Origin of the sequence: Pantoea sp. 18069, assembly GCF_902706035.1 — a bacterium.
Classification (GTDB): Bacteria; Pseudomonadota; Gammaproteobacteria; order Burkholderiales; family Burkholderiaceae_C; genus Comamonas.
The window spans coordinates 313,296-332,019 of sequence record NZ_CACSJA010000001.1 but is presented as its reverse complement, the minus strand read 5'-3'; the positions used below and the strand labels follow the sequence as shown (position 1 = coordinate 332,019).

General features: G+C 68.1%; 19 protein-coding genes. 1 reads left to right on the top strand and 18 read right to left on the bottom strand.

All coding sequences use genetic code 11. The annotated features are described in order from the left end of the window. Positions 1–370: 370 nt before the first annotated feature. The 15 genes from GVL12_RS01610 to gspG all read right to left on the bottom strand — a co-directional run bounded on the left by GVL12_RS01610 (position 371) and on the right by gspG (position 15,278). Entirely contained in the window at positions 371–1,282 is a 912-nt protein-coding gene (locus GVL12_RS01610) for a 5'-nucleotidase (RefSeq protein ID WP_159910880.1), read from the bottom strand. Positions 1,283–1,303: 21 nt separating this feature from the next. Continuing rightward, positions 1,304–2,530, bottom strand: coding sequence for a type II secretion system inner membrane protein GspF (gspF, locus tag GVL12_RS01605; protein WP_159910879.1), 1,227 nt, complete (start codon positions 2,528–2,530; stop codon positions 1,304–1,306). Positions 2,531–2,637: 107 nt separating this feature from the next. After that, positions 2,638–3,639 carry an LLM class flavin-dependent oxidoreductase gene (locus GVL12_RS01600; protein WP_368855035.1) on the bottom strand — a complete coding sequence of 334 codons (1,002 nt, stop codon included), beginning with the start codon at positions 3,637–3,639 and terminating at the stop codon, positions 2,638–2,640. A 171-nt stretch (positions 3,640–3,810) separates the two neighbouring features. Further along, positions 3,811–4,101, bottom strand: coding sequence for a hypothetical protein (locus GVL12_RS01595; RefSeq protein WP_200843417.1), 291 nt, complete (start codon positions 4,099–4,101; stop codon positions 3,811–3,813). Positions 4,102–4,158: 57 nt separating this feature from the next. Then, positions 4,159–5,541 carry a hypothetical protein gene (locus GVL12_RS01590; protein ID WP_159910876.1) on the bottom strand — a complete coding sequence of 461 codons (1,383 nt, stop codon included), beginning with the start codon at positions 5,539–5,541 and terminating at the stop codon, positions 4,159–4,161. Between the two features lie 220 nt (positions 5,542–5,761). Further along, positions 5,762–7,123, bottom strand: a complete 1,362-nt coding sequence (locus GVL12_RS01585; protein WP_159910875.1) for a GspE/PulE family protein — start codon at positions 7,121–7,123, stop codon at positions 5,762–5,764. 4 nt (positions 7,124–7,127) lie between these two features. After that, the gene (gene gspD / locus GVL12_RS01580; protein ID WP_159910874.1) at positions 7,128–9,404 is read right to left on the bottom strand and encodes a type II secretion system secretin GspD; all 2,277 of its coding nucleotides are present in this window, start codon (positions 9,402–9,404) and stop codon (positions 7,128–7,130) included. A 5-nt stretch (positions 9,405–9,409) separates the two neighbouring features. Then, on the bottom strand, positions 9,410–10,225 hold the full coding sequence (gene gspN / locus GVL12_RS01575) for a type II secretion system protein N (RefSeq protein WP_159910873.1): 816 nt from the start codon (positions 10,223–10,225) through the stop codon (positions 9,410–9,412). After that, positions 10,222–10,788 (bottom strand): type II secretion system protein GspM, encoded by a 567-nt coding sequence (gspM, locus tag GVL12_RS01570; protein WP_159910872.1) that lies wholly within the window; start codon positions 10,786–10,788, stop codon positions 10,222–10,224. The genes gspN and gspM overlap by 4 nt, the downstream gene beginning before the upstream one ends. Then, positions 10,785–12,017, bottom strand: a complete 1,233-nt coding sequence (gene gspL / locus GVL12_RS01565; protein WP_159910871.1) for a type II secretion system protein GspL — start codon at positions 12,015–12,017, stop codon at positions 10,785–10,787. Before gspL ends, gspM begins: the two co-directional genes overlap by 4 nt. After that, complete coding sequence (gene gspK / locus GVL12_RS01560; protein WP_159910870.1) at positions 12,014–13,024, bottom strand: type II secretion system minor pseudopilin GspK; 1,011 nt, start codon at positions 13,022–13,024, stop codon at positions 12,014–12,016. Before gspK ends, gspL begins: the two co-directional genes overlap by 4 nt. Continuing rightward, a complete protein-coding gene (locus tag GVL12_RS01555) occupies positions 13,021–13,836 on the bottom strand; it encodes a type II secretion system protein J (protein WP_159910869.1) in 816 nt (271 codons plus the stop codon). Before GVL12_RS01555 ends, gspK begins: the two co-directional genes overlap by 4 nt. A gap of 110 nt (positions 13,837–13,946) precedes the next feature. Next, entirely contained in the window at positions 13,947–14,318 is a 372-nt protein-coding gene (gene gspI, locus GVL12_RS01550; RefSeq protein ID WP_200843415.1) for a type II secretion system minor pseudopilin GspI, read from the bottom strand. Between the two features lie 8 nt (positions 14,319–14,326). Then, complete coding sequence (locus GVL12_RS01545) at positions 14,327–14,752, bottom strand: prepilin-type N-terminal cleavage/methylation domain-containing protein (RefSeq protein ID WP_159910867.1); 426 nt, start codon at positions 14,750–14,752, stop codon at positions 14,327–14,329. Between the two features lie 73 nt (positions 14,753–14,825). Beyond that, a complete protein-coding gene (gene gspG / locus GVL12_RS01540; protein ID WP_200843414.1) occupies positions 14,826–15,278 on the bottom strand; it encodes a type II secretion system major pseudopilin GspG in 453 nt (150 codons plus the stop codon). A 45-nt stretch (positions 15,279–15,323) separates the two neighbouring features. Here gspG and GVL12_RS01535 point away from each other — a divergent pair, with 45 nt between their 5' ends. Then, complete coding sequence (locus GVL12_RS01535) at positions 15,324–15,767, top strand: type II secretion system protein N (RefSeq protein ID WP_159910865.1); 444 nt, start codon at positions 15,324–15,326, stop codon at positions 15,765–15,767. Here GVL12_RS01535 and GVL12_RS01530 read toward each other — a convergent pair. Genes GVL12_RS01530 through ilvA form a run of 3 tightly spaced genes read right to left on the bottom strand, consistent with a single transcriptional unit; the run spans position 15,757 to position 18,691 of the window. Continuing rightward, a complete protein-coding gene (locus GVL12_RS01530; RefSeq protein ID WP_159910864.1) occupies positions 15,757–16,305 on the bottom strand; it encodes a histidine phosphatase family protein in 549 nt (182 codons plus the stop codon). The genes GVL12_RS01535 and GVL12_RS01530 overlap by 11 nt on opposite strands. Then, positions 16,302–17,114, bottom strand: coding sequence for an adenosylcobinamide-GDP ribazoletransferase (cobS, locus tag GVL12_RS01525; protein ID WP_159910863.1), 813 nt, complete (start codon positions 17,112–17,114; stop codon positions 16,302–16,304). The genes GVL12_RS01530 and cobS overlap by 4 nt, the downstream gene beginning before the upstream one ends. 23 nt (positions 17,115–17,137) lie before the next feature. After that, complete coding sequence (gene ilvA, locus GVL12_RS01520; RefSeq protein WP_159910862.1) at positions 17,138–18,691, bottom strand: threonine ammonia-lyase, biosynthetic; 1,554 nt, start codon at positions 18,689–18,691, stop codon at positions 17,138–17,140. Positions 18,692–18,724 lie beyond the last annotated feature (33 nt).

The window sequence follows — 18,724 nt, the reverse complement described above, 5'->3', positions numbered from 1 at the left end:
TTCCATGAGGTGAATAGAAAGAACTTTAACCCGGGCAAGCGCGGTGCGGGATGTGCACGAGGGGAGTGTTCGGCTAGACCATGCCGGCTTAAGCTCGTGAGCATGTCAAGCCCGGCGTTAACTCTCTGTGCCGCTCAGCTGCAAGACAGGAGGGCTGCGGTGGTTGACGGCAAAGACATCTGAACACCAGCTTGCAGTTCATACATCTGGCATTCCTGGCGCTCTTGCTCAAAAGACTTTGAACACGTTCTTGGAGCGGATTTCAACTCTTTAAAGGGGCCGTTCGCCGGCAAAGAGATTGCTTGGGTAGGCTCCATAGAAGGATGGACGGTCGCTGACCGTCGGGTCTCCCATGATCCAGAAATCCGCTCTAGGGTCCCGTGCTGCGCACATGGCCCGAAGGCACATGCAGGGACGCATTGCGCACATGGCCGGTCTGGTCGTCGAAAAAGAAATCGGGCTCGAACTCGCGCAGGAACGCGCCCTTGCTGAGCCCGCCGAGGAACATGGCTTCGTCGACGGCGATGTTCCAGCTCATCAGCGTCTGGATCGCGCGCTTGTGGGCCGGCGCGCTGCGCGCCGTGACCAGTGCGGTGCGAATGCGCATGCCGGACGCATCGGCGCCCGACACTTCGGCGGCCATCTGCTGCAGCCGGTGCAGCGCGGCCAGCAGCGGCTTGAACGGCCCGTCGGGCAGCGGCTGGCCGTGCCGGTCGGTCTCGTGGCGCTGGAAGGCTTCGAGGCCTTCGGCCTGGAATACGCGTTCGGCTTCGTCGGAAAACAGTACCGCATCGCCGTCGAATGCGATGCGCACTTCGTTCGGGTGGGCGCGGCTGGCCTGCACCGACTCGGTGAATACATGGGCTGCCGGGTAGCCCAGGCGCAGCGCTTCGGTCACGTCGTCGGCGTTGGCCGAGAGGAACAGGTGCGCGCCCAGCGGGCGCAGGTAGCCGAACGGCGGCCGTCCCTGGGTGAACACGCCGCGCTGCAGGGCAATACCGGCCGATTCCGCCGAATGGAAGGCGCGCAGCCCGCTGACCGGGTCGTTGCGCGAGAGGATCACCACTTCGACGCGCTGCGCATCGGGCGTATTGAAGGCCAGCAGCTTTTGCACCAGCGAAAACGCGATGCCGCGCTGCGCCGGAATTTCGAGCCGCTCGCGCTGCAGCTGCAGATAGGTGGCCGCGTCGCTGCGCTCGAACAGGCGGTTCTCCTCCTCGAAGTCGAACAGCGCGCGCGACGAGATCGCGACGACCAGCTTGTCAGCGAGGGTGATGGGCATGGCAGGGGGCGCTGGCGGCGCTCATTTGACGAACTGGTTGAGTTCGATGATGGGCATCAGCACCGCGAGCACGATCAGCATCACCACCAGGCCCATGACGACGATCAGCAGCGGCTCGAGAATGGTCGCCATGTGCATGGCACGGCGCTGGACTTCGGTCGACAGCTGCGTGGCCGCGCGCTGCAGCATCACCGGCAACTGGCCGGTCTGCTCGCCCAGGCGCGCGAACATTGCCAGCAGGCCCGGGAAACGTTTCTTGGCGAGTGCCGAGGCCAGCGGCGCGCCTTCGCGCACCAGCACCAGCGCGTCGAGCGCGTCGGCGCGCAGCGCGCGGTTGCCCAGCGTTTCGGCCGCAGCCTGCAAGGCCTTGAGAATCGGCACGCCCGCGCCCGCGAGCATGGCCAGCGTGCTCGCAAAGCGCGCGGCGTTGTAGCTGCGCGCGAGGCGCCCGATCAGCGGCAGGCGCAGCCAGGCGGCGTCGAAACGCTCGCGCGTCGCCGGATTGCGCAGCAACTGGCGCGCGGCCAGCGCGCCGAACACCAGCACGCCCAGCATCACCCAGCCGTATTCGCGCACGAAATCGCTGATGGCGAGCAAGGCCACGGTCAGTATGGGAAGCTGGCGCTTGGTGCCGACGAACACGCCGGCCACCTGGGGCACGACATAGCTCACGAGAAACAGCACGATGACGATTGCCACCAGCGAGACGATGGCCGGGTAAAGGGCCGCGCCTATCAGTTTGGACTGCAGCGCCTGGCGCGCCTCGAGGTCGTCGGCCAGGCTGGCGAGCACCAGGCCCAGGCTGCCGCTCGATTCGCCCGCACCGATCACCGCGCAATAGATTTCGGAGAACTCGCGCGGGTGCTGCTGCAGCGCGCGCGAAAACGTCGAGCCCGCATTGACTTCGGCGCGCAGCGTGGCCAGCAGGTGGTGCTGGCGCTGGTCTTCGGCTTCGTCGGCGAGCGCGCTGAGCGCGCGCTCGAGCGGCAGGCCCGAAGTCACGAGCCCGGAGAGCTGGCGCGTCCAGACTGCGAGCGCGCTGGCATTGAACACCGGCCGGGTGAACCAGCGCTCCTGCCAGGTCAGCTCCGTGCCGGGCGCGCTGCCCGATCCCAGCGGAACCACGGACAGCGGCACCAGCGCCTGCGCGCGCAACAGGTTGCGCGCAGACTTGGGCGTATCGGCCTCTAGCGTGCCCTTGCGGGAGGCGCCCTGGGCGTCGAGGGCTTCGAAGGAAAAAGCAGGCATGGGAAAGAGGCAGGGCGTGCGAAAGGAATTCAGCACATGTTAGCCGCTGGCGATGACGCTGTGTGTGCGCCGCGGTCCCTTGTTGCGGCGCGCGGCGAATGCGGTCTTCAGCCGGCCATGGCCTGGGCCGCGATTTCCAGCGAGCGCAGGCGCAGCGCGGGCTCGTAGACATCGCTGACCAGCATGAACTCATCGGCCTGCGTGGATTGGGCCAGTGACTGGAAGTGGTTGCGCACGGTTTCCAGATTGCCGACCACGCCGGCACGCAGAAAGTCGTGGATGGCCGCGCTCTCCGAAGGCGAAAGCTGGGCCGCGTAGTTCGCCACGGGCGGCTGCAGGCGCGTGCGGTTGCCCGTGAGAATGCCCAGGATGCGCTGGTAGGTGCTGCTCGCGAGGAATTGCGCTTCCTCGTCGGTGGGCGCGGCGACCACGGGCACGCCGACGATCGCGTAGGGCTTGGCCAGCGTTGCCGAAGGCCGGAACAGCTCGCGGTACATGTCCAGCGCCTGGTGCAGCATGCGCGGCGCGAAGTGCGAGGCAAACGCGTAGGGCAGGCCCATGTGGGCCGCGAGCTGGGCCGAGAACAGGCTCGATCCCAGCAGCCAGATCGGCACATTGGTGCCCGCGCCCGGCATGGCGATGATGCGCTGGCCCGGCGTGGCCGGGCCCAGCAGTTGCTGGAGCTCGGCGACGTCGCGCGGAAAATCCTGCTCGGTTTCGACACGGTCGCGGCGCAGCGCGCGCATGGTCTGGCCGTCGGTGCCGGGCGCGCGGCCCAGGCCCAGGTCGATGCGGCCCGGGTAGAGCTCGGCCAGCGTGCCGAACGCCTCGGCGACGACCAGCGGCGCATGGTTGGGCAGCATCACGCCGCCCGAGCCCACGCGAATGCGCTGGGTGCCCCCCGCGATATGGCCGATCAGCACGGCTGTTGCCGAACTCGCGATGCCCGGCATGTTGTGGTGCTCGGCCAGCCAGTAGCGCGCAAAGCCCAGTTCTTCGGCCTTTTGCGCGGTGCGCAGCGCGATCTCCAGGGCCTGGCCCACGCTGCCTCCTTCGCGCACGGCAACCAGATCCAACAGGGAAAGGCGGATGTCTTGGAGATTTTTCAGCATGCAGTGGGTCTTTCGTTTATCCAGAGTGCACTCATCGTCAGCTACCACTAAATATGGCGCGGTCCAGCATGGGGGCGCCGAGCAAGGGCCGCTCCGCAGCGAGGGTGCCGTCCCTCAGCCGGGCGCCCCCCTCCACCGAAGGATGAGAGGGGGAAGCGACGAAGTCGCTCAGGGGGTGAGCCGTTTCGTGATTTCGTTCTTGCACGTTATACCGACGACGATGCACCAGACGAAGGACAGCACGGCAATCCCCCAGTTGTTGCTGCCCATTTCCATGGCCACGAAGGACAGCGGCAGCGCGACCAGCGCGGCCAGCCGTATGCAGCGGCGCAACTGGCTTTCCGACAGCCGGGGCTTGTAAAACAAAAGCAGCCCGTAGCTGGCGATCGCCAGCAGGGCCAACAGCAAAAAAGTCTCGCCGCCGTAGGGCGCGCTCCAGGTGCTCAGGGTTTGCATCATGGCGAACATTGTCGCCGCTGGCGCATGGCCTTGCAGCCTGGGGCGCGCTGGCGCACTTCAGGGAAGATGCAGGGCTTCCTTCGTTGCCGTCCATGCGCGGTCGTTGAGCGCATATTTGACGACCAAGGCGCGGGTGGCATGCAACTCCTGCGCCGGGTTCAGGTCATTTGCCCTTTGCTCAAGTGTCGATGCATATGTGGTTGTGCTGCGGCTGACGCTGACTACGTTGGCGCTGGATTGGGTTTTGGCGTATTCGATGCTGTTCTTGTTGCCAATGGGGGTGCTCAACTGGATATGCAGCACCGATCCTTCGGGGAAGACGGCATTTGCCAGACTGCTGGAATCCTCCACCTTGAAGGCATTGAGGTGCACGATGTTCTTCAGCTTGACCTGGTAAGACGCTGGATCGCCAAAGAACGTCTGCATGGATTGGCCGGAAATATCCATTTTTTGCACCGTCGTTTCAACCGCGTAGCCAGCCTCCGAATTGGTTCGGGAAAGCTTGGCGGCCTTGGCGGTGGCCTGCCGGTTCAGCAAGATGGACGTGAACTGGTTGTCTGCGGAAAACAGCTGGAGTGCGCCGTTCTTCAGATACTCTTCGCGTCCCGTGGCCGTGAAGCCATCAATGATGGTGGCCGTGTAGGCGGCATTTTCCGGCGTTCGGTCATTGCCGTTGATCTTTCCACCATAAACCGGCCTCCAGAGGATCTGGCCCGCAGCGTTGGCGCTGCCTTCGGGGGTGTGGACGTCATATTCATAGTTGTGGATGTCCTTGAAGTGGAAAGACACCAACTGCGGCGTGTTGTCCTGCGCTTCAGGGGCGGTGCGAACCAGGGTCGCGATGCCATTTTTCAGCGAATAGTTCGTCAGCGATGCCGCAGCCATTGCGACACTGGATCGGTTGGGGTGGTAGATGGCATCGACGTCGATATCGAGTTGGCGCGCGACTTCCTGTTCCGCCGCGTCCAGCGTGGCGGACTGGAGCATCTGGCGGTAGACCAGTGTCGTCAGGGGATTGATGTCGTTGGACTTCCTGCCAGGGCTCGACAGGGTGTAATTGCCTTGATCGGTGGGGATCTCGGCAAGCAGCGCAGCCGCCTTGAAGTCCTCGGCATCCGCCGCGTCCTTGGGTTGGTAGCGGATGGCGTAGCTGCCATCGCCACGGGTGCGGGTCACCGTCGCTGCGCTGGCATCGCAGACGCCCGTACCTTTGAGGTCCAGGCAAACCAGTGCATTGGCAACGCCTTCGGGCAGCGCCACTGTGCCCGAGCGCGTCAGTTGCGCGCTGGTGCCGTTGGCCTGCTGGAGGGCGGCAGCGACCGCGGGGTCGGTGCTCGAAACGATGGTGGATGACTCTTCGCCCCCGCAGGCCACAAGCGTCAGCGGCAGAACGAGGGTCAAAGCGAAGTGGCGGGTAAAGAAGTGTTTTGCATTGTTCATAGCTAAAGTATATTGTCATCAATAGTATTTGGCTATCAAACAATGCAGGCGGCACTGTAGGCAAACGCCTCGTCTGAATAGGGGTGGGATTCCGACGGCAGGCACGCGTGCAACTGGCGTGCCCCAGCAAGCCCGGGGCTGCCCTGCAGCGCAACCCTGCAGGTTGAGGGGGGGGGGCGGCGGGAGCCCGGCCATCCGGCGCAAGCTGCCCAGGGGACTTTCAGTCCCGTGTCACGCGCAGCACTTCCTCGGGCGTGGTGATGCCCGAGCGCACCAGCCGTTCACCATCGTCGCGCATCAGCGTCATGCCGCTGGCCAGCGCCGCGGCGCGGATGTCGGCTTCGCTGGCCTGGCCGTGGATCTGGCTGCGGATTGCATCGTTGACGACCAGCAGCTCGAACACGCCGGTGCGGCCCTTGTAGCCGCTGGGCTCGGACGCGTCCACCTTGCGCACCAGCCGCTGGGCCAGCACGCCCAGCAGCGAACTGCTCAGCAGGAAGGGCTCGACGCCCATGTCGATCAGCCGCGTGACGGCGCTGGGCGCGTCGTTGGTGTGCAGCGTGGCCAGCACCAGGTGGCCGGTCAGCGAGGCCTGGATCGCGATCTGTGCGGTCTCGAAGTCGCGGATTTCGCCGATCATGATCACGTCCGGGTCCTGGCGCAGGATGGCGCGCAGCGCCTTGGCGAACGTCAGGTCGATCTTGGAATTGACCTGCGTCTGGCCTATGCCCGCGAGCTCGTACTCGATAGGGTCTTCAACGGTCATGATGTTGCCGCTGGACGCGTCCAGCCGCTGCAGCGCCGCGTACAGCGTCGTGGTCTTGCCCGAGCCCGTGGGGCCGGTGACCAGGATGATGCCGTGCGGCTGGCGGATCAGTGCTTCGACGCGCTCGAGCGTCTCGCCCTGCATGCCGACGGATTCGAGCGTCAGCTTGGAGCCGCTCTTGTCGAGCAGACGCAGCACGGCGCGCTCGCCATGGGCGCTGGGCAGCGTGGAGACGCGCACGTCGATGGCGCGCGTGCCCAGGCGCAGGCTGATGCGTCCATCCTGCGGCAGGCGCTTTTCCGAAATGTCGAGATCGGCCATGATCTTCAGCCGCGAGATCAGCGCCGCGTGCAGCGCGCGGTTGGGCTGCACGACTTCGCGCAGGTCGCCGTCGACGCGAAAGCGCACGCTCGAATGGCGTTCGTAGGGCTCGATGTGGATGTCGCTGGCGCCGTCGCGCGCGGCCTGGGTCAGCAGCGCGTTGAGCATGCGGATGATGGGCGCGTCGTCGGCGGTCTCGAGCAGATCCTCCACGGCCGGCAGATCCTGCATCATGCGCGACAGGTCGGCGTCGGATTCGACTTCGCTGACCACACGCGCGGCGTTCGACTCTCCCTGGGCATAGGCGGCGCTGATGCGCTGCGCGAGCAGGCCGGCGTCGATCGCCTGCCATTGCGCCGCGGCGTACTTGCGCTGCACTTCGGACAGCGCCTGGAAGTCGGGCGTGGGGCCATGCCAGAGCACCGGCTGCTGGCCGTCGTCCTCGAGCAGCAGCTGGGCGCTGCGAGCATAGGCGTAGGGCAGGGGATAACGCATGGGTTCAGGGCGCGCTGTAGGAGTCGTCGGTGACGGAGATCGGCACGATGCGCGCGGGCGCCGGCTGCGGTGCATCGGGCGCGAACGGCACGGTGGCCAGCGGCTGGGCCGGGCCGCCAGGCTGCAGCGTAGGCAGCACCGGCGCGCCCGTGACGCTGTTGAGTATGGTGCTCGGCTGTGGCTGCAGGCCCTGCTGCGCCGCGCGGATGATTTCGTAGCGGTCCGTCATCAGCGCATCGGCGGCCGCCGCATCGCGCACCACGACAGGGCGCAGGAAGACCATCAGATTGGTCTTCCTGCGCGCGCGGTTCTCGCTGCGAAACAGGTTGCCCAGGCCCGGAATGTCGCCGAGCAGCGGCACCTTGTCCTCGGCCTGCGAGTAGTCATCCTGGAGCAGTCCGCCGAGCACGATGATGCTGCCGTCCTCGACCAGTACGTTCGACTCGATAGAGCGCTTGCTCGTGGTCGGGCCGTTGATGTCCTTGAGCGTGGAGCTGTCGATCTTCGAGACTTCCTGGTAGACCGACAGCTTCACGGTACCGTTCTCGTTGATCTGCGGGCGCACGCGCAGCATCAGCCCCACGTCCTTGCGTTCGACGGTGGTGAACGGGCTTACGCCCGAAGTGCCGGTGGTGCTCGCGTAGGAGCCTGTCACGAAAGGCACGTTGTTGCCGATGATGATTTTCGCTTCCTCGTTGTCCAGCGTCATCAGGTTGGGAGTCGACAGCACGTTGGCGTCGCCGCTGTTTTGCAGGAAGTTGGCCAGTGCGCCGAGGTAGTACTTGCCGTTGATGCGCGGCGCGATGCCGAAGTTCAGGCCGGCGCCGAGATTCCCCAGCGCGTTCGCAGCCGCGGTCGCGCCCCCGGCGAGGCCGGCGGCCACTCCCAGGATGTTGGCGCCGCTGGTGCCCGAGTTGGTGCCGATCACGCCCATGGTGCTGCCGTTGTTGCCCAGCAGCGACTGCCACTGCACGCCGAACTGGGCCAGCTTGTTGGCCGTGACTTCGACGATCAGGCTTTCGACGAGCACCTGGGCGCGGCGCCCGTCGAGCTGGTCGATGACCGCGCGCAGCTGGCGGTAGACCGGCGGCGGCGCGCTGATGATCAGCGAATTGGTCGCCGGATCGGCCTGGATCTGGCCACCGGTCGACGGCTGATTGCTGCTGCCCAGGCTGCCGCTGTCGGTGCCCAGGCCGCTGCTGGTGCTGCCGCCCGAAAGACCGCTGCTGCTGGTCTGGGTGGAGGCGGCGCTGCCGGTGCCGGTCGTGCGCAGGCCGCCGCCGCTGGCTGCCGAATTGCCGGCAGCGCCCGTGCTGCCCGCGCCGCCGTCGCTGGCCATCGCGGCGCGCAGCGTCGTGGCCAGCGTCACCGCATCGGCGTTCTTCAGATAGACCACATGGATGTTGCCGCTGCTCGCCTCCGAGCTCGCGTAGGCGGGCTGGTCGAGGCGCGCGATCAGCGAGCGCACCTGGGCCAGCCGCGAAGGGTTGGCGGCGCGCACCACCAGCGCGTTGCTGCGCGGCTCGGCCATCAGCGTGGTCTTGTAGGCGGTGTCGGTCTGGCCCTGGGCCACGGCGCCGGGCACCGCGCCCGCGCTGCCGCCTTCGATCAGCCGGCCCACCAGCACCGCCATTTCGGAGGCGACGGCGTGCTGCAGCGGAATCACCTCGATGTCGGTCGCATTCGACACGTCCATCGCGGCGACGATGCGCGACAGGCGCTGCACGTTGTCGGCGTAATCGGTGATGACCAGCGAGTTGTTGCCCGGGTTCACGTTGATGGTGTTGTTCGGGCTGATCAGCGGCCGCAGCACCGGCACCAGATTGGCCGCGCTCTCGAAGTTGAGCTTGAAGATCTGGGTCACGATCTGGCCGCCGGCCGGCGCGCCGCCGCGCCCGCCCTGGGATACGGCCACGTTGCCCGACTGGAGCTTGGCATCGGCTTCGGGAATGACCTTGTACAGCCCCGCGGCCTCGACCACCGTGAAGCCCTGCAGCCGCAGCGCGGCGAGGAACTGCTGGAAGGCCTGGGCCGGCGCCAGCGGCTTTTCGCTGACCAGCGTCATGGTGCCCTTGACGCGGGGATCGACCACCACGTTGCGGCCGGTGATGGTCGCCATGGTGCGGGCCACGGCCTCGATCTCGGCGCCCGCGAAATTGAGCGTCACCGGCTCATTGCTGCGCGGCCCGGTCTGTGCGTAGACGCCGGCACAGGCGAGCAGTGCGGCGGCGGCGATGGAGTGGAGGGCGACGCGCAGGCGGCGTGCAGGGGTGAACGTCATGGAATTTAGCCCAGGGAAATGATGGAGCGCGCGCCGCTGCGCCGCCCGATGATGTTGAGAAAGTTGGCCAGCGCTGCTTCGCGCTCCGGCGTGGCGCTGGCTTCGCCGCGAAACCGCAGGCGTTGTCCTACCCATTGGCCCGTGCCGCTGAGCTGCAGGTGGCCTTCGAGCGTGCTCAGCGTCATCTGCGGCGCATCGCCGCCGTCGATGACCAGCCGGTAGCTGCCCATGGGGCGCAGCGTCGACAGCCGGGACGACACGCCCAGCGCGTCGAGCTGGAGCTGGCCTTCGCTGCGCCAGCGCCCGGCCATCCATTGCACGCGCAGGCCTTGGCTGCGCAGCAGCAGCTGGCCCTGGATCTGCGCCGTGTTCCACGGCGTGCCCAGGCCCGTGAGCAGTGCCGCGGGCCATTGGCTCTGCTGGTCCTGCACCCGCGCTTCGACGCCTTGCCAGTGCAGCAGGATGCGCGCCTGCAGTGGTTGCGGCGTGCAGCATTCGGTGGCGAGCCGGATGCGTACGCCGCGCCAGTCGGGGCGCAGCTGCCACTGCACGCGCGACGGCAGCGCCAGCGCGTCGCGGCTGCCCGCGCCGCCGCTGAGCACCAGCCGCGCCGAGCCGGTCCAGAGCGTGCCGCGCGCTTCGCGCAATTGCAGCTGGCCTTCGGTCGCGCGCTCCAGGCCCTCGGCCAGCCAGTGGGCAGGCGCGGCCAGCACCAGCGCCAGCAATGAGCCCAGCAGCGCGCCCGTGACGGCCCAGGCGCGCGGCGAGCGCACGCCGGTCGTGACCAGGCGGCTGCGGGGAGGGCGGCGCGGGCTCTTCATGGCGCGGACTCCGCAGGCGGCAGGGCCAGCACCAGGCTGCCATCCCAGTGCGGCTCGCTGGCGCCGGCCTCGGCCGGGCCCGTGGTCGCGGTGAGCCGCATTTCGACGGTGCTCACCTTGAGGTTCTGGCGCGCCTGGCCCAGCCACGCGGCCAGCGCCGGCGCGGGCACATTCTTGAGCGTGAGCTGCGCGCGTTCGCCCTGCAGCACCAGCCGTGCGCCCGCGCCGAGCTGGCCGCTCACCGACTCCTGCAGCGCGCGCTGCATATCGGGCCGGGGGGCGGGCAACGCGCCCGGGGACTCGGTGATCGGCGGCGGCAGATCGGCCTGCAGGCGCAGGGCTTCGGCTTCGAGGCGCTGCATGCGCTGCAGCTGCAGGTCGAGCGCCGCATGCTGTGCGGGCGCCGCGCGCAGCGTCTGCAGCGCAGGCGCGAGCAGCACCCACCAGACCAGGGCCAGGGCAATGGTGCCGCTGGCCAGCGAAAGCGCCTGGCGCTCGCGCGGCGCCAGCGCGGACCAGCGCGTCTGCCAGGTGCTCGGGCGGGGAGAACGGGCGGTATTCATGGTTGTTCCTTTGCGCGCAGCACCAGGCTTTGCGCGTCGACGCGTGCGGCGTAGCCCAGCGCGGCCAGTTGCGACTGCAACTGCTGCTGCGCCGTGGTGTCGAGCGTGAGCCCGCGCAGACGCAGCTCCTGGTCGCTGTATTCGATGGAATGGGGCCGCATGCCCTTGGGCAGCGCCTGGCCTGCAGCCGACAGCAGCGGCTCGAGCGCCTGGGCCGAGAGGCTGCCGGTGCGCTGGCGCAGTTGCGCGACTTCGCGCTCCATCTGCAGCGGTGCATCGACCACCAGCGGAATTTTCGGAAAGGCCTGCAACAGGCTCGCGCGCACCGCGGACTGCTTGGCCGCGAGCGCCTGGCGCTCCTTCCAGGCCCAGGCATTGAGCCCGACCAGCTGCGCGACGACCAGCACGCCCAGCGCCCAGCGCGCAGCGCGCCACTGGGGCGCACGCACGAACGACTGGCAGGCGCTGACCACGCGCCGCAGCGCATGGCTGCGCCCGCCTACGGCCAGATCGAACTGCGCGAGATTCCAGGGGCTGCGGCTGGCTTCGAGCAGGCGCTCGGCCTGGGCCGACAGGCGCACCGGACGCTGCAGGCGTTGCTCGGCGAGCGCCGACACCGCGGGCGTGGCGTCCACGGCCAGGCCTTCGGGGGCGCCGAGCAGCGTCAGCCCTTCGGTACTCAGCGGCGCGCTGGCCACGCCCTGGTCCGGGCCGCAGCCCGTGGCCAGCAGCCAGGGCGATTCGGGCGTGCCCACGGCCCAGAGGCGGGGGGCCTCGCTTTCGTCCGCGGGCGTGAACTGGGCGACGATGCGGTCCACGCGCCGCTCGGCGCTCTCGAGCGCCTGCAGGTGCGAGCGCAGCCAGGCGCGGTCGCAGGCCGCGACCCAGGCGCTCTGGCCCGCGCGCGCGCCCGGCTGCAGCGCGAAGTGCAGCAGTTCGGGTTCATCGAGCAGGCGCTCCTCGACCAGACCTTCGATCACCGCGCGCAGCCGCGTGGTCGCATTGCGCGTGCCCACGGCAATGCCCGCGGGCAAGGTGATGCGGTGCCACGACAGCGCCTGGTGCGGGACGACGGCAATGACTTCGACCGCGCGACCCGCCGCGGGCAGTTCGGTCGCCGTGGCCGCCGCATGGCGCGCGACGGTCTGACCATCCAGGCTCAGCGCATAGGCGTATTGCCATTCGGGGCCTGCGGGCGCAAGCGGCAGTTGGAGTATCAGAAGGCTCATAGACGGGAGGTACGTGCCGGTGACGGTTCCGGCAGGGGCAGGTTCTGGGAGGTCCAGGGGCCGCGTTCGCGCCACAAGGTAGTGACATTCATGCCGGTGCGCTGCACCAGCGAACGCTCGCTGACCATGGTTTCGCCCAGTCGCAGGCGGCCGCGGATCTCGAAGTATGACGATGAGAACGCGAGCAGGCTTTGCGGTGTGTCGGACGGCATGCCCAGTCGTCGCAGCGCATCGGGCATGGTGCGCACGGGGCTGGCCTCGCGGGACTGGATGAACTGGTTGGCCCGCGACCACTCCAGGTCTTCGATGCAGGCCCAGATCACTTCGGCGCTCGCGGTATTGAGGTTGACCGGCGTGGGCGTGGGCAGCAGTGTGACATGCGGCTCAAGGCGGGCAATGACTTCGGGCTCGACACCAAGCCAGCCGAGCTGGGCCAGCGTGCGCGGCATCAGCGGCGCCGTGCTTTCGGGGTTGCTGCCCGCGGCCTGGGCCATGCGCAGGCCGACGACAATCTGTTGCAACGATGATGCGGGCAGGCCCAGGCGCTCGAACAGGCGCGTGAAGGCCAGTTCGTTGGCTTCACTGCGTTGCAGCAGGTTGCGCAGGTTCATGCGCGACTGCAGGTCGATGATTTCTCCCGACAGGAAGGCATTGGCGGTTTCGCTCGATGCGTCGTCGACCTGGCTCACATTGGCTTCGGCGGCCAGAAAGCTCGACAGCTTGGCTTCCTGCAGCGGCACCGCCCAGGGCTCGGCCAGGTGGTCGGGGCCACCCGAACGCGCGTCTTCGCGCAGTACCACGCGCGACCAGTCGAGCGCGCCCAGCAGGATCCAGGCTGCCTGGGCCCGGGCCCGCTCGGCGGTTTCGACTTCGACCGAGCGCCATTGCTGCCACAGGGCCGTTGCCGCGAACGTCGCGACCAGCGTCACGGTCAGCATCGCGGTCAGCAGCGCGGCGCCACGCGATGCGCGGCGCGCGGTGGGGTGGACAGTGTGCGTGGCAATCATGATCTGCTGTTCTGGCGCAGGGGGTTGACCCAGTCGCGGACCAGGCGGCCGGCGATGCCCGCGCCCGCGGGAAGATCGAGCTGCAGCCGCACGCCATCGGGAATGACATTAGTGGCAGCCGTGGTGCCAGTAGTTCCCGCCGTTCCTGTTGTTCCGGGCGTTTCGGGTGTTTCGGTCGTGCCGGAAGCGGCGGGCGCTGCGGCCGCGGCCGTGCCGCCCATGGCATCGCTGGACTGCGGGTTGCTCCAGGCGCCGCCGCGGTAGTAATAGATCGCCCAGCCGTTGAGCGGGAACAGCGCGGTTTCGCGTCCGCGCTGCGCGTCGCTGGGGTTGCGGGCCCATTGGCTGGCCTGGTTCCAGGCGTCGGTCCATTCGGCGCGCGTGCGCACCGGTGGCGACTGCCAGCGCAGCCATTGGTCGCGGCCCTGGCTCGTGCGCCGGGCCCAGGCGACGACCAGTGCGCCGGCTTCGGGCGCGGCAGTGTTGCGTCGCGTCATGCGCAGCACCAGGCCGTCCCAGGCGATGGCCTGGGTGTTTTCCAGCGTCATCAGCCCATCGAGGTCGGCATTCCATTGGGCCAGCGCGGTCTGCAGCACCGCATGCGCATCGGTATGGGCCTGGGTGTACTGCTGCGAGCGCAGCATGCTGTCGAGGCCGCGCCAGCCCATCAAGGCCATCAGCGCCATCGCCACCAGCGCGACCAGCAATTCAACCAGGGTGAAACCGCGGGCGCGAAAAATACGGGATCGATGTTCAGTGATTGAAGAGGCCTGCGGTGTTCCATGCTCTCGAAAACCGGCATGTTCCAGCATGAGGGCAGCGAGGCTGCCGTCCCTTAGCCGGGCGCCCCCCTCCACCGAAGGATGAGAGGGGGAAGCCGGGGCGGCCCATGCCGCGAAGCGGCTCAGGGGGTGATCCATTTTTAAAAACGCCCGACGATGGACGTGATGCTCAGCACGGGGAACTGGCCGTCGCTGATCTTGACGTCGGCGCGGCGAAAGCTCGGGTTGGGCGTGGGGCGCACGACCAGGGTCACGCCGAAGACCTGGCCGGCCTGCTCGCAGGTGCCGCTGGTATCGCCCACGGGCGGCATCTGCTGCGACAGGCGCATGCGCACCAGTTCGTTTTCGGCGCAGAGCTGGCCGAGCAGCATGTCCGTCTGGCGCTGGGCATTGCGGGTCAGTGCCGACGTGGCCTGTGCGCCCGCGAGCAGGGCGATGGCAACGATGCCCAGCGCCACCAGCACTTCGATCAGCGTGAAACCGCGGGCCCGTGCAGCGTGCCTGCGTCGCAACGCCGCCCTCATGGCTGACCTTCGGGTGCAAACGGCCGCAGGCCATCTGAGGCGATGGACAGGCGCAGCTCAGGGGTATCTATATGGGTCAGCAGCGTGCGCTGCGGCGGCAGCAGCGGCTCGGGGCCGAGGATCAGCACGGCGCCGTCGGCGACGCGCGTGCCCGGGTCCAGCCACTGCGTGGGCAGGGTGCTGCCCGGGGGCAGGCCCTCAAAGCGAAAGCCCGCGCCCTGTGCCTGCCAGCGCACCAGCGTGCCGCTCGCACGCGCCTGGGCCCGACCGGCTTCGAGCAGGGCCGCGAGCCGCTGGCCTTCGCGCTCGAGCCGGCTCTGGCCGCTGTCGCGCAATGCCATGGCCACGCCGGCCGTAGCCATGGCCATGATGCTGATCACCACTAGCAACTCCAACAGGGAAAAACCGCGTGCGCGTGTCATCGCAGGATCCGGTCAAGCAAGGGGTGGGGCACAGCCACGCCCGAAAATGGGCGCGTTGTCCCCAGTGGGCGCATTACTGCCAGCTGCCAATGTCGGCGTCGTTGCCTTCGCCGCCGGGCTGGCCGTCGGCGCCCAGGGACATTACGTCCACTTCCCCCTTGATGCCGGGGTTCAGATACTGGTAGGGGTTGCCCCAGGGGTCATTTGGCAGCTTCTCGACGTAAGGCTTCCAGTTGTTCGGCTGGGGGCCGGAGGTCGGGCGTGCAACCAGCGCCTGCAGGCCCTGCTCGGTCGTGGGATAGCGCTGGTTGTCCAGGCGGTAGAGCTTGAGCGCCTGCATGAGGTTGGTGATGTCGGTGCGCGCGGCCGTGCGACGCGCATCGTCGGCGCGGTCGAGCAGGTTGGGCACGATCAGCGCGCCGAGCACGCCGATGATGACCAGCACCACCATCAGTTCGATCAGGGTGAAACCACGCTGCACGGCCTGGCGCAGCGGGCGCTCCGGCGCGCCGCGCGGAGCTGTCATGGAATTCAGTAGCTGTAACGTCATATGAGTCCATGATAATGCGTCATGGTGACAAATTCGCTTCAAATCTGGCGCGTGCGTGCGGGCACGTTGATTCTCTGGGCTGCGGCAGGTGCTTGTCTGGTGTTCTGGGCACTGCGCCTGGCTTCCCCGGTCGAGGCTGCGATGGTCGCGGTCGCCGCGCCCGGCCCCGTCGCAGTGGACCTTCAGGCGCTGGCCCAGGTGCTGGGCGCGGGCCCCGCATCACCCGTGGCCCAGACGCCGGCCGCGCCCAGCCGTTACACCCTCCAGGGACTGTTGGCGGGACGCGACAGTGGACGCGGCGCTGCCGTGATCGCCGTCAACGGCCAGCCGGCGCGTGCGTTTCCCGTGGGCGCGCAGGTCGACGAGGGCCTGGTGCTGCAGTCGGTCGGCGTCCAGCAGGCGTGGCTCGGCCCCTCGCGCCAGGGCGATGCGACCGTGACGCTCGAGCTGCCCATCAAAAAATAAGCCATTGGCCAGTCGCTGGCGCTGCCTGGGTCCATTCGGCGGCCGTGGCGTTGCGCCCCGGATGCGCACGCAGCCAGTGCACGCAGCGGGCCACGCCCGCATGGCTGATCCAGACCCTATCGGCGTCCTCCGTGCCGTCACGCTCGTCGAGCGCCTCTTGCACGCGCGCCAGCATCGCGGCCAGTGGCTCGCCCCCGCCAGGTGCATAGGAATGCAGGTCGCTGGCCCAGGCGTCGAGCTCGGCACGCGGCACGGCATCCCAGGGTTGGCCTTCCCAGGCGCCGAAATCCATTTCCTGCAGGCGCGCATCCGCCTGGCTGCGCAGCTCGGGCCGCAGTGCGCGCACGGCGTCTGCCAGCTGGGCGCAGCGGCGCAGCGGCGAATGGCGCAGCACCGCATGCGAGGGCAGTGCCTGCGCGAGCGCGAGCGCGGCCTGCTGCGTGGCCTGCGCATCGGCCGCGAGGTCCAGCCGCCCGTAGCAGATGCCGGGCGCCACCAGCGGCGCCGCATGGCGCACCAGCCACAGCCGCGCGCTCATCCGGCGCTGCGCAGCACGGCGACGGCCGCGCCCAGATAAAACACAATTTCGCAGATCTGCTGGGTCGCGCCCAGGCAGTCGCCGGTAAAGCCCTGCAGGCGCTGGGCGAACCAGCGCGCGAGCCACAGCGCCGCGAGCGCGCTGCCCAGCAGGCCCAGGCCCAGCGCCAGCGGCGGCTGGACCAGCGCGTACAGCGCCAGCGGCGCGACGCACCACAGGCTGGCCGCGGCCAGCGCGCGCAGGCTGATCCGGTCGGCCAAAGGCTTGCTCTTGGAGCGCGCGGTGTCGCCCACATGCGCCAGCGTGCGCACCAGGCACAGCGGCCAGAAGCGCGAGACCACATGCGCGACGGCCACGGCCGCGGCAGCGGCGGCCAGGCTGTGGCTGCCCAGCACCGCGAGCAGGCTGATCTTGGCAAGCAGGGCCAGCACCAGCGCGAGTGCGCCATACGCGCCCAGGCGCGAGTCCTTCATGATGTCGAGCGCGCGCTCCCGGTCGACACTGCCGCCCAGGCCGTCGGCCACGTCGGCCAGGCCGTCCTCATGGAAGCCGCCTGTCATCCAGGCCGTGGCCACGCAACTGAGCACGGCAGCGGCCAGCGGCGCAAACGGGCTGGGCGCGAGCGCGGCATGGGCTGCCGCGTACGCCCCGGCGCCGACCGCGCCCGCAATCCAGCCTATGCCCGGAAAGTGGGCGGCACTGGCGCGCAGCATCGCCGGGCTGAAGCCGACCCAGTCGGCCAGTCGCCCGGTCACCGGGATGCGGGTGAAGAACTGCAGGGCCAGCAGGAAGTGGCGCAGGGCTTGCATGGTCTGGTGCCTGCGGCGCGGAATTACTGCAGGAACAAACGGTAGGCCGGGTTGTGGGTTTCCTCGACCCAGGGATAGCCCACCGAGGCGAGGAAGGCGTCGAACGCGGCCGCGTCCTCGGCTGGCACCTGCATGCCCACGAGAATGCGGCCATAGTCCGCGCCCTGGTTGCGGTAGTGGAACAGCGAGATGTTCCAGGTCGGCGCCATCATGCTCAGGAACTTGAACAGCGCACCGGGGCGTTCGGGGAAGACAAAGCGCAGCAGGCGTTCTTCCTGCGCCAGCGGCGAGTGGCCGCCGACCATGTGGCGCAGATGCTCCTTGGCCATTTCGTCGAATGTCAGGTCCAGCGCCTCGAAGCCGTTCTTCTGGAAGTTCTTCGCGATCTTTTCCGATTCGCCCCTGGCCGCCGTGGTCAGGCCGACAAAAACATGCGCGCGCTGCTGGTGGCTGATGCGGTAGTTGAATTCGGTCACGTTGCGCTGGCCGCCGGGCAGCTTGCCCACGATTTCGCAAAAGCGCTTGAAGCTGCCGCGTTCCTCGGGAATCGTGACCGCGAACAGCGCTTCGCGCTCCTCGCCGACTTCGGCGCGCTCGGCGACGAAGCGCAGCCGGTCGAAATTCATGTTGGCGCCGCACAGGATGGCGGCATAGGTCTCGCCCCTGGTCTTGTGCGTGGCCACATACTGCTTGATCGCGGCCACGGCCAGCGCGCCCGAAGGCTCGACGATGGCGCGGGTGTCGACGAACACATCCTTGATGGCCGCGCAGACCGCGTCGGTGTCGACCACCACATATTCGTCGACCAGATCGCGCGCGATGCGGAAGGTTTCCTCGCCCACGAGCTTCACGGCCGTGCCGTCGGCGAACAGTCCGACATCGCTGAGCTCGACGCGCTTGCCGGCCTGCACCGAGCGCGCCATCGCATCCGAGTCGCGGGTCTGCACGCCGATCACCTTGATGTCGGGGCGCACGGCCTTGAGGTAGTTGGCCACGCCCGAAATCAGGCCGCCGCCGCCGATCGCGACGAACACCGCATCGAGCCGCTGGCTGCCGAGCTTTTGCAGCTGGCTCAGCATTTCCCTGGCGATCGTGCCCTGGCCGGCGATCACGTCCGGATCATCGAACGGGTGCACGAAGGTCAGGCCCTGCTCCTGCTGCAGCTGCAGCGAATGCTTGTAGGCGTCGGAATAGCTTTCGCCGGCCAGCACCACTTCACCGCCCAGTGCCTGCACGGCATCGACCTTGAGCTGGGGCGTGGTCGTGGGCATCACGATCACCGCACGGCAGCCGAGCTTGCGCGCGCTCATGGCCACGCCCTGGGCATGGTTGCCGGCCGAGGCGCAGATCACGCCGCGCTGCAACTGCTCGGGCGTGAGGTGGGCCATCTTGTTATAGGCGCCGCGCAGCTTGAAGCTGAACACCGGCTGCTGGTCCTCGCGCTTGAACAGCACCTTGTTGTGCAGCCGACGGCTCAGGTTCTTGGCGGGCTGCAGGTCCGACTCCACGGCCACGTCATAGACGCGCGCGTTCAGGATACGGATGAGGTAGTCGGCGGGAGTGAGGTGTTTTGTCATGGTCGGCGAAAAGGCATGCCCGCGGAAAGGCTG